The 13,154-nt window shown below is 74.9% G+C and carries 11 protein-coding genes; 10 read left to right on the top strand and 1 reads right to left on the bottom strand.

Annotated elements, in window-relative coordinates; translation table 11 throughout:
• Positions 1–194 precede the first annotated feature (194 nt).
• The 3 genes from ACI79V_RS21470 to ACI79V_RS21460 are packed head-to-tail and all read left to right on the top strand — an operon-like array spanning position 195 to position 3,294.
• Complete coding sequence (locus ACI79V_RS21470) at positions 195–1,331, top strand: carboxylate-amine ligase (protein ID WP_456892552.1); 1,137 nt, start codon at positions 195–197, stop codon at positions 1,329–1,331.
• Positions 1,331–2,617, top strand: coding sequence for an erythromycin esterase family protein (locus ACI79V_RS21465; RefSeq protein ID WP_456892549.1), 1,287 nt, complete (start codon positions 1,331–1,333; stop codon positions 2,615–2,617). Before ACI79V_RS21470 ends, ACI79V_RS21465 begins: the two co-directional genes overlap by 1 nt.
• A 2-nt stretch (positions 2,618–2,619) precedes the next feature.
• Positions 2,620–3,294 (top strand): alpha/beta hydrolase, encoded by a 675-nt coding sequence (locus tag ACI79V_RS21460; protein ID WP_456892547.1) that lies wholly within the window; start codon positions 2,620–2,622, stop codon positions 3,292–3,294.
• A gap of 71 nt (positions 3,295–3,365) precedes the next feature.
• On the opposite strand, the gene ACI79V_RS21455 is transcribed toward ACI79V_RS21460, so the two are convergent.
• Complete coding sequence (locus ACI79V_RS21455; RefSeq protein WP_456892546.1) at positions 3,366–4,820, bottom strand: NAD(P)/FAD-dependent oxidoreductase; 1,455 nt, start codon at positions 4,818–4,820, stop codon at positions 3,366–3,368.
• A 129-nt stretch (positions 4,821–4,949) separates the two neighbouring features.
• Here ACI79V_RS21455 and ACI79V_RS21450 point away from each other — a divergent pair, with 129 nt between their 5' ends.
• The 7 genes from ACI79V_RS21450 to ACI79V_RS21420 all read left to right on the top strand — a co-directional run bounded on the left by ACI79V_RS21450 (position 4,950) and on the right by ACI79V_RS21420 (position 13,152).
• Positions 4,950–5,639, top strand: a complete 690-nt coding sequence (locus ACI79V_RS21450) for an alpha/beta fold hydrolase (RefSeq protein ID WP_456892544.1) — start codon at positions 4,950–4,952, stop codon at positions 5,637–5,639.
• Between the two features lie 4 nt (positions 5,640–5,643).
• Positions 5,644–6,810 (top strand): ROK family protein, encoded by a 1,167-nt coding sequence (locus tag ACI79V_RS21445; protein ID WP_456892541.1) that lies wholly within the window; start codon positions 5,644–5,646, stop codon positions 6,808–6,810.
• A gap of 163 nt (positions 6,811–6,973) precedes the next feature.
• The gene (locus tag ACI79V_RS21440; protein WP_456892539.1) at positions 6,974–8,542 is read left to right on the top strand and encodes a sugar ABC transporter ATP-binding protein; all 1,569 of its coding nucleotides are present in this window, start codon (positions 6,974–6,976) and stop codon (positions 8,540–8,542) included.
• The gene (locus ACI79V_RS21435; protein WP_456892537.1) at positions 8,539–9,699 is read left to right on the top strand and encodes an ABC transporter permease; all 1,161 of its coding nucleotides are present in this window, start codon (positions 8,539–8,541) and stop codon (positions 9,697–9,699) included. Before ACI79V_RS21440 ends, ACI79V_RS21435 begins: the two co-directional genes overlap by 4 nt.
• A gap of 140 nt (positions 9,700–9,839) precedes the next feature.
• Positions 9,840–10,895: a substrate-binding domain-containing protein gene (locus ACI79V_RS21430; RefSeq protein WP_456892536.1), complete on the top strand. Its 1,056-nt coding sequence runs from the start codon at positions 9,840–9,842 to the stop codon at positions 10,893–10,895.
• A 56-nt stretch (positions 10,896–10,951) separates the two neighbouring features.
• Positions 10,952–12,142, top strand: coding sequence for a Gfo/Idh/MocA family protein (locus tag ACI79V_RS21425; protein ID WP_456892534.1), 1,191 nt, complete (start codon positions 10,952–10,954; stop codon positions 12,140–12,142).
• A complete protein-coding gene (locus ACI79V_RS21420; protein WP_456892532.1) occupies positions 12,142–13,152 on the top strand; it encodes a sugar phosphate isomerase/epimerase family protein in 1,011 nt (336 codons plus the stop codon). Before ACI79V_RS21425 ends, ACI79V_RS21420 begins: the two co-directional genes overlap by 1 nt.
• Positions 13,153–13,154: the final 2 nt, after the last annotated feature.

Raw genomic sequence — 13,154 nt, 5'->3', positions numbered from 1 at the left:
CCCCGCCCCGCCGCGCGCCCGCCCCCCCCCCCCGCCCGCCCCCGCCCCCCCCCCCCCGCCCCCCCCCCCCCCCCCCCCCCCCCCCCCCCCCCCCCCCCCCCCCCACGACCGTGCTGGTCAGCAGGTGCGCGCCGGGTCCGCCGGTCGTAGCGTCGGCCTGCCCGGCAGGACCCCCGACGGCACCCAGGAGCGGCGTGCACCCCGACGGCCAGCAGTCCGACAGCGGCGGCGTCGGGCGCACCCTCGGCGTCGAGGAGGAGTTCCACCTCGTCGCCCCCGGCACCTACGAGCTGACCCCCGGGCCGCGCGCCTCGGCCGCGGCCCTGGCCGGCGAGGCCGGACCGCGCGTCCTCCCCGAGATCGCGACCACCCAGCTCGAGATCGCCACCGGCGTGTGCACCACGCTGGCGCAGGTCCGCGCCGAGCTGACCGCCGCTCGCGCCGAGGCCGCCGCGGCCGCCGCCCGCGACGGGCTGCTGGTGCTGCCCGCGTCCACCCACCCCTGGGGGTCCTGGCACACGATGCCGGTCACCCCGGGCGAGCGGTACGAGGCGATGGTCGAGCGCTGGGCGGGTCTGGCCCGGCAGCAGGACATCTGCGGCTGCCACGTGCACGTCGGCGTCCCCGACCTCGACACCGCCGTCGCCGTCCTCGACCGCACCCGGCCCTACGTCCCGGTGCTGCTGGCGATGACCGGCAGCTCGCCGTTCCACGACGGCGTCGACACCGGCTACGAGTCGTGGCGGACGCTGTGGTGGACCCGCTTCCCGCACGCCGGCGCCCCCGAGCCCCTCGGCGACGCCGACGGCTACCGCCGGGTGCTCGCGGGCCTCGTCGCCTCCGGCGTCGTCGCCGACGGCTCGCACCTCTACTGGGACGTCCGCCCCTCGGCCCGGCTGCCCACGATCGAGTTCCGTCTGGCCGACGTCTGCACCACCCTCGACGACGCCGTCCTGCACGCGGCGCTGGTCCGCTCGCTCGTGCGGGTGCTCGCCGCCCGCGCCGTCCGGGGCGAGCCGGTGCCCGAGGTCCGCCCGGAGCACCTGCGCGCCGCCCGGTGGCGGGCCGCGCGGGAGGGCGTCGCGGGGCGGCTGTTCGACCCGCTGCGCCTGGAGCTGGTCGACGCCCGCGACGCGGTCAGCGGGCTGCTCGCCGAGCTCGAGGAGGACCTCACCGCCGCCGGCGAGTGGGACGAGGTGTGCGTCCTGGTGCAGGACCTGCTCGGCCGGGGTACGTCCGCCGCACGGCAGCGGAGGACCTGGCTGCGCACGGGCGACCGCCGGGCGGTCGCCGAGCGGGTCGTCCGGGAAGGGGCGGCCGGGGAGGTCTGATGGACCGGGACGACGTCCGGGGGCTCGCGCTCCCGCTGCGCGACGCGACCGACCTCGACCCGCTGCTCGCCCGGGTCGGCGACGCCCGGGTGGTCGCGATCGGCGAGGCGAGCCACGGCACGCACGAGTACTACGCCTGGCGGGCGGCGCTGACCCGCCGGCTGGTCGAGGAGCGCGGCTTCGGCCTCGTGGCCGTCGAGGGGGACTGGCCCGACTGCTACCGGGTCAACCGGAGCGTGCGGCTGCGCCCGGGCGCCGACGCCGACCCGCGCACCGCGCTGGACGCCATCTCCCGCTGGCCGACGTGGATGTGGGCCAACGACGACGTCGTCGAGTCCTGCCGGTGGCTGCGCGACCACAACGCGGCCCGGCCCGGGGCCGACCGCGTCGGCTTCTACGGCCTGGACGTCTACAGCCTCTGGGACTCGATGCAGCAGCTGGTCGCCTGGCTGCGGGAGCACGAGCCCGACCACGCCGACGCCGCCGTGCAGGCGCTGCGCTGCTTCGAGCCCTACGGGGAGGACGGCGCGGAGTACGCCTTCGCCACCCGGCTGGCGCCGGCGACCTGCGAGCAGACCGTCGTCGACCTGCTGCGCCGGCTGTGCGAGGAGCGCGGCGCCACCACCGACGGCGACGACCCCGAGGCCCGCTTCGCCGCCGAGCAGAACGCCGCGGTCGTCGCCGGGGCCGAGCGCTACTACCGGTCCATGCTGGCGGGGTCGGCGGCGTCCTGGAACGTGCGCGACGTGCACATGGCCGACACCCTCGACCGGCTGCTGGCGCACACCGGCGCGAAGGCCGTCGTCTGGGAGCACAACACCCACGTGGGCGACGCGCGGGCCACCGACATGGCCGACGCCGGGATGACCAACCTCGGGCAGCTGCTGCGGGAGCGGCACGGAGCCGGCGACGTCGTCCTGGTCGGCTTCGGCGGGCACCGCGGCGGGGTGGTCGCCGGGCGGGAGTGGGGCGCGCAGATGGAGCGGATGACCGTCCCGCCGGCCCGGGAGGGCAGTCTGGAGCACCTGCTGCACGAGGCGCTCGGCCGGGACGCGCTGGTCGTCGTCCCGCCGGGTGCGCGCCCGGGCTGGCTGGATCGCCGGCTCGACCACCGGGCGATCGGCGTCGTCTACCGGCCCGAGCGGGAGCGCTGGGGCAACTACGTGCCCACCGTGCTCGGGGAGCGCTACGACGCCTTCCTGTACCTGGAGGAGACGACGCCGCTGCAGCCGCTGCACCTCGAGCGGCCCGACGAGCACGTGCCCCCGGTGGCGCACGCGGTGTAGCCGTGGCCGCTCCGCGCCCGGCCGCCGCGGGACGGCTCGAGGCCCGCCCCGGGCCCGACCCGGCCGGCCCGCCGCTGCCGCCGGGCACCACCGCGCTCGACCTCGGGGGCCGCGCCGAGGCGCTGGTCGCGGTCCCGGGCGGGGGCACCGGCGCGCGGCCCCTGCTGGTGTTCTGCCACGGCGCCGGCGGCGACGCCGCGCAGTCCCTGGCCGCGGTGGGCGACGTCGCGGGGGCCCGCGGGGTCGCCGTGCTCGCCACGTCGTCGGTCGCCACCACCTGGGACCTCATCGCCGGCGGGCTCGGCCGCGACGTCGCCGTCCTGGACGCCGCGCTGGAGCAGGTGGCCGCGGGTCTGGCGGTGTCGCGGACGGCGCTGGGCGGCTTCTCCGACGGCGCCTCGTACGCGCTGTCGCTCGGCCTGGCCAACGGCGGCCTGTTCGAGGCGCTGCTCGCGTTCTCGCCCGGCTTCGCCGCGCCGCCGGGGCGGGAGGGGCGCCCGCGCGTGTGGATCGCGCACGGCACCGCCGACCGCGTGCTGCCGGTGGAGCGCTGCGGCCGGCGGGTGTCGCAGCAGCTCACTGCGGCCGGCTACGACGTCGCCTACGACGAGTTCGACGGCGGCCACGTGGTGACGCCGGACCTCGTCACCGCCGCCCTCGACACGTGGCTCACGTGAGGTGCTGGAACGGCCCCGCTGCAGGGTCCCGCGCCGAGCGTGCGAGGCGTGGGGGCAGCGGGGTCCTTCGTCTAGGCGGTGCGGCGGGCGACGAGGTCCTTCTGCTGGTCGGGGTTGACCTCGTCCGGGTTCTCGCCGTGGTCCTTGGGGCCGCCGGTCTTGGACGCCGAGAAGCCGGGACCGAGCTTCTCCAGGGCCAGTCGGCCGTAGACCTGCTGCTGGGTGGCGACCCGCTGGGAGCGGCCGCGGCCGAGGAAGCTGACCATCCAGTGCAGCACCGTGGTGACGCGGCTCTTGAAGCCGATGATGTAGAAGAGGTGCACCACCAGCCAGATCACCCAGGCGATGAAGCCCTCGAACTTCAGCTTCTTGATGTCGGCCACCGCGGAGAACCGCGAGATGGTCGCCATGTTGCCCTTGTCGCGGTAGCGGAAGGCCCCGCGGGGCTTCTTCCCGGCGAGGCGGCGGGTGATCTGGTCGGCCGCGTAGCGCCCACCCTGGATGGCCACCTGCGCCACGCCCGGCAGCTTGTCGGGGTGGTTGGCCATGTCGCCGACGACGTGGATCTCGGGGTGCCCGGGCAGCGTGAGGTCGGACTGCACCGAGATCCGGCCGGCCCGGTCGACCTCGGCGCCGGTCTTCTCGCCCAGCATCCGGCCCAGCGGGGACGCCTGGACGCCGGCCGCCCACACCTTGGTGGCCGCGGTGATCCGGCGCAGCTGCCCGTCGGAGTCCTTGACGGTGAGGCCGTCGGCGTCGAGGTCGGTCACCAGGGCGCCGAGCTGCACCTCGATGCCCATCCTGTTGAGGTGCCGGCGGGCCTTCTCACCCAGCTTCGGGCCGAACGGCGGCAGCACCTGGGGCGCGCCGTCGATGAGGATGATGCGCGCCTGCTCGGGGTCGATGTTGCGGAAGTCGCGGCGCAGCGTGCGGTGCGCGAGCTCGGCGATCTGGCCGGCCATCTCCACGCCGGTCGGGCCGGCGCCGACGACGACGAAGGTCATCAGCCGCTCGACCTCGGCGGGGTCGGTGGCGATCTCGGCCAGCTCGAAGGCGCCGAAGATCCGGCCACGCAGCTCGAGGGCGTCGTCGATGCTCTTCATGCCGGGGGCGAACTCGGCGAACTGGTCGTTGCCGAAGTAGGACTGCCCGGCACCCGCGGCCACGATCAGCTCGTCGTAGGGGTGCACCGCGGTGCGGCCGAGGACGGTGGAGGTCACCGTCCGCGCGTCGACGTCGATGTCGACGACCTCGCCGAGCACCACCCGGACGTTCTTCTGGTGCCGCAGCACCTCACGGGTGGCCGGGGCGATCTCGCCCTCGGACAGGATGCCCGTGGCGACCTGGTAGAGCAGCGGCTGGAACAGGTGGTGCCCGGTCTTGGCGATCACCGTGATGTCGACGTCGGCCTTGCGCAGGGCCTTCGCGGCGAACAGGCCGCCGAAGCCGGACCCGACGATCACCACCCGCGGCCGGCCGGTCCGCGAGCTGTCGGCGGGGGTGTGCGCAGGTGATGTCGTCGTCATGATGACTGATCCTCTCCCGTCAGGGACTCCGCTGTCCTGCGGCGCCCGGGCCGGGGCGGTGATCCCCGACACGGCCGCCGTCGAGTGGTGCGCTCGCGGTGTCCGCGTCCACCCGGTACAACCGGGCCGGTGCCCGCCCTCATCCCCCGGCTCGTGGTCGTCCCGGGCCTGGGGCTGGACGGGCGGTCCTGGTCACGGCTGTGCCGGCGGGTGCCCGCCGACGTCGTGCTCCTACCCGGGATGGGCCGGTCTGCACCTGTTCCCCCGCTCGACGACCTCGCCGCCGCGCTGCGCGCCCGCCTCGGCACCGGGCCGGCCGTGCTGGCCGGTCACAGCCAGGGCTGCCAGGTGGTCGCCGCGGCGGCGACCGACCCCCGCGTCGCCGGGGTGGTGCTGCTCGGCCCGTCGACCGACCCGCGGCTGCGCCGGCCGGCGACGCTCGTGCGGTGGTGGCTGGGGACGGCGGTGCGCGAGCCGTGGTGGCAGGTCCCCCTCGTCCTGGCGCAGTGGCTGACCACCGGCCCGCGGGCCATGCGGGCGCTGTGGCGGGCCGCCGCCCGCGACCGGATCGACGCCCGGCTGCGCGCCGTCGGCGTGCCGGTGACCGTCGTCCGGGGCACCCGCGACCGGCTCTGCCGCCCGGACTGGGCGGCACGGGTGGCCGCCGCGGCGCCCCGCGGCCGGGTGGCGGAGGTGCCCGGCGCGGCCCACCTGACCGTGCAGACCCACCCCGACGACGTCGCGGCCGTGCTGCGGACGGCCCTCGCCGACGCCGCCGGGCCGAGCAACGGGCAGCAGGCCCGCGGCGTGTCACCATGACGGCATGGGCTCCTCCTCCGCCTCGGCCGGCGCGCTGCTGCACCACGTGCGCACCGGCCGTGCCCGGAGCCGGGCCGAGCTCGTCGCGCTGACCGGCGCCGCGCGCAACACGGTGAGCGCGCGCGTCGACCAGCTCATCGCCGCCGGCCTCCTCGAGGAGGGCGGCCGCGGCTGGAGCACCGGGGGCCGGCCGCCGACGCTGCTGCGGTTCAACAGCGCGGCCGGGTGCGTGCTCGCCGTCGACCTGGGCGTCACCAGCGTCGACGTCGCCGTCACCGACCTGTCGGCGCAGATCCTCGCCACCGCCGGGCACCCCATCGACATCGCCGAGGGGCCCGGCCCGGTCCTCGCCGAGGTCGACCGGCTGGCGCAGCAGGTGCTGGCCGAGGCCGGGCTGACCCCGGCCGACGTGTGCGCTGCCGGCGTCGGCGTCCCCGGCCCGGTCGAGTTCTCGACCGGACGGCCCTCCCACCCGCCGATCATGCCGGGCTGGCACGACTTCCCCATCCCGAGCGCGTTCGGCCGCTACGGCTGCCCGGTGTTCGTCGACAACGACGTCAACGTGATGGCCCTCGGCGAGATGGGCGTGGCCGGGTCGGTGCAGGACGTCCTCGTCGTGAAGGTCGGCACCGGCATCGGCTGCGGGATCATCGTCGACGGCGGGGTGTACCGCGGGGCGCAGGGCAGCGCCGGCGACATCGGCCACATCCACGTCCCCTCCGCCGACGGCCGCGAGGTCGTCTGCCGGTGCGGCCAGACCAACTGCCTCGAGGCGATCGCCGGCGGGGGAGCGTTGCTGCGCGACGCCCAGGCCGCCGGGCTGCCGGTGACGACGACCCGCGAGGTCGTCGAGCGGGCGGCGCAGGGCGACGGCGTGGCCCTGGAGCTCGTCCGGCGCGCCGGCCGCACGATCGGCACCGTCCTGGCCGCGCTGGTCAACTTCTTCAACCCGCACCGGATCGTCATGACCGGCGGGGTCGCCCAGGCGGGCGTCCCGCTGCTCGCCGGGATCCGCGAGGCGGTGTACGGCCGGTCCATGCCGCTGGCCGCGCGCGCCCTGGAGATCACCGTCAGCGAGGCGCCGGACCTCTCCGGCCGGATCGGCGCGGCCCTCATGGCCATCGAGGGCTACCTGGACGAGGACTCCGTCCACCAGGCGCTCGCCCACTGAGACCGAACCCCCTCCGGCCCGTCCCCGGCACGCCGGGACGGACCCGCTGGCACGTCGCGATTCGGTAACCGCACCGCGCGGGGCTTGACCTCCTGTGTGCCACCTCATACGTTCTGCGCTCAACGGACTAATGGTCAACACTGAGCAGAAGTCGGGTGATGCCGTGGACACCCAGCACGGAGCGGTGCTGCGCGAGGCGCCGCTGCTGGAGATGCAGGGCATCGTCAAGACCTTCCCGGGCGTCCGGGCGCTCGCCGGTGTCGACCTCGACGTCCGCGCCGGTGAGGTGCACTGCCTGCTCGGCCAGAACGGCGCCGGCAAGTCCACGCTGATCAAGGTCCTCGCCGGCGCCCACCAGCCCGACGACGGCGTGATCCACTGGCGTGGCGAGCGGGTCCGGCTGGCCACGCCGCAGGCCGCGCTGGGCCTCGGCATCGCGACGATCTACCAGGAGCTCGACCTGGTGGCCGGGCTCACCGTCGCCGACAACGTCTTCCTCGGCCGCGAGCAGGCCCAGCTGGGCTTCGTCCGGCCGCGCGAGCTGAACCGGCGGGCGGGGGAGCTGCTCACCCGGCTCGGCCACCCCGAGATCCGGCCGGCCGCCGAGGTCGGGTCGCTGCCCGCGGCCTCCCAGCAGATGGTGAGCATCGCGCGGGCGCTGTCCCAGGACGCCCGGCTGATCATCATGGACGAGCCGTCCGCGGTCCTCGACAACGAGGAGGTCGAGCGGCTGTTCACGGTCATCCGCGACCTCACCGCGCACGACGTCGCCGTCGTCTACATCTCCCACCGGCTGGAGGAGATCCGGGAGATCGGTGACCGGATCACCGTCCTCAAGGACGGCCGGACCGTCGCCACCGGGCTGCCGGCCCGCGAGACGCCCACCCGCGAGGTCATCACGCTGATGACCGGCCGCGACATCGAGTACGTCTTCCCCGAGCGCCACCACCGGCCCCCGGCCACCGCCGAGCCGGTGCTCGAAGTCGACGACCTCGGCCTGCGCGGCGCGTTCTCCGACGTCTCCTTCACCGTCCGGCCGGGGGAGATCGTGGGGCTGGCCGGGCTGGTCGGCTCGGGCCGCTCGGAGATCCTCGAGACCGTCTACGGCGCCCGCCGGGCGACCAGCGGCTCGGTGCGCGTGGGCGGCCGCCGGCTGCGGCCCGGCGACGTCGGCGCCGCGGTGGCCGCCGGCGTCGGCCTGGCGCCGGAGGAGCGCAAGAGCCAGGCGCTGCTGCTCGGCGAGTCGGTCGCCCGCAACATCTCGATCTCCAGCCTGGCCCGCTTCGCCCGCGGCGGCTTCCTGTCCGGCACCGCCGAGCGCGACGCCGCCCGCGAGCAGGTGAGCGCGCTCGAGGTCCGCCCGGCCGACGTCGGCCGCGAGGTGCGCACCCTCTCCGGCGGCAACCAGCAGAAGGTCGTGCTCGCCCGCTGGCTGCTGCGCGAGTGCCGGGTGCTGCTGCTCGACGAGCCCACCCGCGGGGTCGACGTCGGCGCCCGGTCGGAGATCTACGCGCTGGTCCGAGACCTCGCCGACCGCGGGGTCGCGGTGGTCGTGGTCTCCAGCGAGATCCCGGAGGTGCTCGGTCTGGCCGACCGGGTCCTCGTCGTCGCGGAGGGCCGGGTGCTGGCCGAGGAGCCCGCGTCGGCACTCGACGAGCACCGCGTGCTCGACCTGGTCATGGAGGGGACGTCGACGCACGGCGTCCCGGTGCACGAAGGGGACGTCGCATGAGTGAGGGCAGCACCGCGCTGACCACGGGGACCGGCAAGGAGCAGGCCCGCCGCGGGCACTCCGGCGGGTTGCTGGCCGGGCCGGTGGGCCGCAACCTCGGCCTGGTCGTCGCCCTGGTGCTCCTGTGCGTCGTCGGCGTCGTCACGGCGGGGGACCGCTTCGCCGACGTCGACAACATCCTGACCATCCTGCGGCTGGCCTCGGTCATCGGCGTGGTGAGCGTCGGCATGACGTTCGTGATCATCGGCGGCGGCATCGACCTGTCGGTCGGCGCGCTGGTGGCCCTGGCCTCGGTCTGGGCCACCACGCTGGCCACCCAGCAGATGGCCGAGGACGTCCACTGGATCGTCATGGTCTTCACCGCGCTGGTCGTCGGCGCGGTCGCGGGGCTGGTCAACGGCGTCGTCATCGCCTACGGCCGGCTCGCCGCCTTCATCGCCACCCTGGCCATGCTCACCGCCGCCCGCGGCCTGGCGGAGATCATCGCCAACCGGCGCACCCAGATCGTGCGGGACCGGGACTTCCTGTCCTTCTTCTCCGGCGACGTCCTCGGCGTCCCGACCCTGGTGATCATCTTCGCGCTGGTCGCCGTGGCCGGGTGGGTGCTGCTCAACCGCACCACCTTCGGCCGGCGGACGTTCGCCGTCGGCGGCAACGCCGAGGCCGCCCGACTCGCCGGCATCCGGGTGCAGCGGCACACCGTCAAGCTCTACGTGCTCTCCGGCATCACCTGCGGCATCGCCGCAGTGATGATGATGGCGCGGACGACGACGGGCAGCTCGACGCACGGCACGCTCTACGAGCTCGACGCCATCGCCGCGGTGGTCATCGGCGGGACGCTGCTGATCGGCGGGCGCGGGACGATCGTCGGCACCGTCTTCGGCGTCCTCGTCTTCGAGACGCTCGGCAACATCTTCACGCTCAACAACCTGTCGAGCTCGGCGCAGGCCGTGGCGACCGGCGTGATCATCGTCCTCGCCGTCCTGCTGCAGCAGCGGCTGGCCACCGGCGGCTTCAGCTTCCGCCGGCCCCCGTCCGGAGGCGTGTCCGGAGGCCCCGTGCTGCCCGGCTCGCCGTCGGGCGCGGTGTCCGGCGGCACCACCGCCGACGGCGGGCCCGGTGGTGCCCGGCCGGCCGCGACCGGCAAGACGCTCTGACGGCCCCCGGCCGGGACCTCCCCGCAGGACTTCCCCGCACCACCCGGCGCGCGACCCCCGCGCGCCGGTCGCACCACCCGCCGGACCCGTCCGGCGCCCACCCGGCTCCCGGACAGGGAGGCGACACCCGAGGAGAGAGCATGTCCGCATCGAGGCAGCGTCCGTTCCGCCGTCTGCCGTACGCCACGGTCGCCCTGCTCAGCGCAGGCGTGCTCGTGGCCGGCTGTACCAGCAACACGCCCGAGGACACCGGTGGCGGTGGCGGTGGCGACCAGGCGGCCAGCAGCAACGACGAGGCCGGCGAGACCGTCACCATCGGCTTCTCCGCCCCGGCCGCCGACCACGGCTGGATGGCCGGCATCACCGAGGCCGCCCGCGCCGAGGCCGAGAACTACGAGGACGTCGAGCTCGTCGTCGCCGAGGGCACCAACGACGTCAGCACCCAGATCAGCCAGGTGGAGACGTTCATCAACGACGGCGTCGACGCCATCGTGCTGCTGCCCTTCGACGGCGCCGCGATGACCCCGGTCGCGCTCCAGGCGATGGAGGCCGGCATCCCGGTCATCAACGTCGACCGCGAGTTCGACAGCGAGTTCGCCGCCCGCGCGACGATCCTCGGCGACAACTACGGGATGGGCGTCTCGGCCGGCACGTACATCTGCGAGCAGCTCGGCGAGAACCCGGACGCGGTCGTCGCCGAGATCGCCGGCATCGACTCGCTGCCGCTGACCCAGGACCGCAGCCAGGGCTTCGCCGACGCGCTGGCGGAGTGCGGTCTCGACGTCGACAACCGCGTCGCCGCCGACTTCACCGTCGAGGGCGGCGAGGAGGCGGCGTCGAACCTGCTGCAGGCCGCGCCGCAGATCGACGCCATCTGGAACCACGACGACGACCAGGGCGTCGGCGTCCTGGCCGCCATCCAGAGCGCCGGGCGCAGCGAGTTCTTCATGGTCGGCGGCGCCGGCTCGGCCAACGCCATGCGGGAGATCCAGTCCGGCGAGTCCGTGCTCCAGGCGACGGTCATCTACCCGCACACCCAGGCCGCCGACGGCATCGCGCTGGCCCGGCTCGTCGCGCAGGACAAGAGCCTGTCGGACCTGACCTCCCAGGGCGTCCCGCGGCGGACGGTGCTGAACGCGCCGGTGGTCACCGCGGACAACGTCGACCAGTACATCGACGCCGCGTTCGAGTCCTGATCCACCCGGGCGGGACCGCCGGTCACCGGCGGTCCCGCCCCTCCCCGGGAGCCCCCATGACCTCAGCAGACCGGCCGACCCTCGGGATCGGTCTCATCGGACACGCCTTCATGGGCGCGGCGCACTCGCAGGCCTGGCGCACCGCCCCGCACTTCTTCGACCTCCCGCTCCGTCCCGAGCTCACCGTCCTCGCCGGCCGCGACCGCCAGCGGGCCACCGACGCCGCCGCCCGGCTGGGCTGGGCGGGGGTGGAGACCGACTGGCGGCGGCTGCTCGAGCGCGACGACGTCGGCCTGGTCGACGTCTGCACCCCCGGCGACACCCACGCCGAGATCGCGATCGCGGCGCTGGAGGCCGGCAAGCACGTGCTGTGCGAGAAGCCGCTGGCCAACACCGTCGCCGAGGCCGAGGCGATGGCCGCCGCCGCCGCCCGGGCCGCCACCCGCGGCGTGCGCTCGATGGTCGGCTTCACCTACCGCCGGGTGCCGGCGATCGGGCTGGCCCGCCGGCTGGTCGCCGAGGGCCGCATCGGCCAGGTGCGGCACGTGCGCGCGCAGTACCTGCAGGACTGGATCGCCGACCCCTCGGCGCCGATGTCGTGGCGGCTGGAGAAGGACAAGGCCGGCTCCGGCGCGCTGGGCGACATCGGCGCGCACATCGTCGACCTCACCCAGTACGTCACCGGCGAGACGCTCACCGGCGTCAGCGCGCTGCTGGAGACCTTCGTCAAGGAGCGCCCGCTGCCCGCGGCGGCCGGGTCGCTGTCCGGCGTCGCCGGCGAGGGGACCGGCCAGGTCACCGTCGACGACGCCGCCGTCTTCCTCGGCCGCTTCTCCGGCGGCGCGCTGGCCACGTTCGAGGCCACCCGGTTCGCGCTGGGCCGCAAGAACGCCATCCGCGTCGAGGTCAACGGGTCCGAGGGCAGCCTCGCCTTCGACTTCGAGGACATGAACGTGCTGCAGTTCTTCGACGGCAACGAGCCCGCCGAGCGCGCCGGGTTCCGGCGCATCCTGGTCACCGAGCCCGGCCACCCCTACATCGGCTCGTGGTGGCCGGCCGGGCACGGGCTGGGCTACGAGCACGGCTTCACCCACCAGGTCGTCGACCTGGTCACCGCGATCGCCAAGGACCAGGACCCGGCGCCGTCGTTCGCCGACGGCCTGCAGATCCAGCGGGTGCTCGACGCGGTCGAGCGCAGCGCCGCGGCCGACTCCGTGTGGACCCGCATCGAGGAGAGGACCGACTGATGCCCCGTCCCGTCACCCTGTTCACCGGCCAGTGGGCCGACCTGCCGTTCGAGGAGGTGGCCCGGCTCGCCTCCGAGTGGGGCTACGACGGCCTGGAGATCGCCTGCTGGGGCGATCACCTCGACGTCGAGCGCGCCGCGAACGACGAGTCCTACGTGCAGCAGAAGCTCGAGCTGCTCGACAAGTACGGCCTCAAGGTGTGGGCCATCTCCAACCACCTCAACGGACAGGCCGTCTGCGACGACCCCATCGACGCCCGGCACCAGGACATCGTCAACAGGCGCGTCTGGGGCGACGGCGACCCCGAGGGCGTGCGGCGGCGCGCCGCCGAGGAGATGGAGCTGACCGCGCGCGCCGCGGCGAAGCTCGGCGTCAAGACGGTCGTCGGCTTCACCGGATCGAAGATCTGGAAGGCCGTGGCGATGTTCCCGCCGGCCCCGGCCTCGATGATCGAGGACGGCTACGCCGACTTCGCCGCCCGGTGGAACCCGATCCTCGACGTCTTCGACGAGGTCGGCGTCCGGTTCGCGCACGAGGTGCACCCGTCGGAGATCGCCTACGACTACTGGACGACGGTCCGCACGCTCGAGGCGATCGGCCACCGCGAGGCCTTCGGGCTCAACTGGGACCCGTCGCACTTCGTGTGGCAGGACCTCGACCCGGTCTCGTTCATCTGGGACTTCAAGGACCGGATCTACCACGTCGACTGCAAGGACGCGAAGCGCCAGGTGGGCAACGGCCGCAACGGCCGGCTCGGCTCGCACCTGCCGTGGGCCGACCCGCGGCGGGGCTGGGACTTCGTCTCCACCGGCCACGGCGACGTCCCGTGGGAGGCCTGCTTCCGGATGCTCAACACCATCGGCTACGACGGGCCGATCTCGGTGGAGTGGGAGGACGCCGGCATGGACCGCCTCGTCGGTGCCCCCGAGGCGCTGGCGTTCGTCCGCCGCCTGGCCTTCGACCCGCCGGCCGCCGCGTTCGACGCCGCGTTCTCGTCCTCCCAGGGCTGACG

The organism is Geodermatophilus sp. SYSU D00700, from assembly GCF_054050255.1.
Note: the sequence above shows the minus strand (reverse complement) of the source record. Positions and strands in the feature narration are given on the sequence as shown.

What these genes read in the sequence shown, in the direction of transcription:
- ACI79V_RS21445 (WP_456892541.1), top strand. Translation starts at nt 5,644, where the DNA reads ATGGGCTCCTCCTCCGCCTCGGCCGGCGCGCTGCTGCACCACGTGCGC.
- ACI79V_RS21465 (WP_456892549.1), top strand. Translation starts at nt 1,331, where the DNA reads ATGGACCGGGACGACGTCCGGGGGCTCGCGCTCCCGCTGCGCGACGCG.
- ACI79V_RS21430 (WP_456892536.1), top strand. Translation starts at nt 9,840, where the DNA reads ATGTCCGCATCGAGGCAGCGTCCGTTCCGCCGTCTGCCGTACGCCACG.
- ACI79V_RS21435 (WP_456892537.1), top strand. Translation starts at nt 8,539, where the DNA reads ATGAGTGAGGGCAGCACCGCGCTGACCACGGGGACCGGCAAGGAGCAG.
- ACI79V_RS21455 (WP_456892546.1), bottom strand. Translation starts at nt 4,820, where the DNA reads ATGACGACGACATCACCTGCGCACACCCCCGCCGACAGCTCGCGGACC.
- ACI79V_RS21425 (WP_456892534.1), top strand. Translation starts at nt 10,952, where the DNA reads ATGACCTCAGCAGACCGGCCGACCCTCGGGATCGGTCTCATCGGACAC.
- ACI79V_RS21420 (WP_456892532.1), top strand. Translation starts at nt 12,142, where the DNA reads ATGCCCCGTCCCGTCACCCTGTTCACCGGCCAGTGGGCCGACCTGCCG.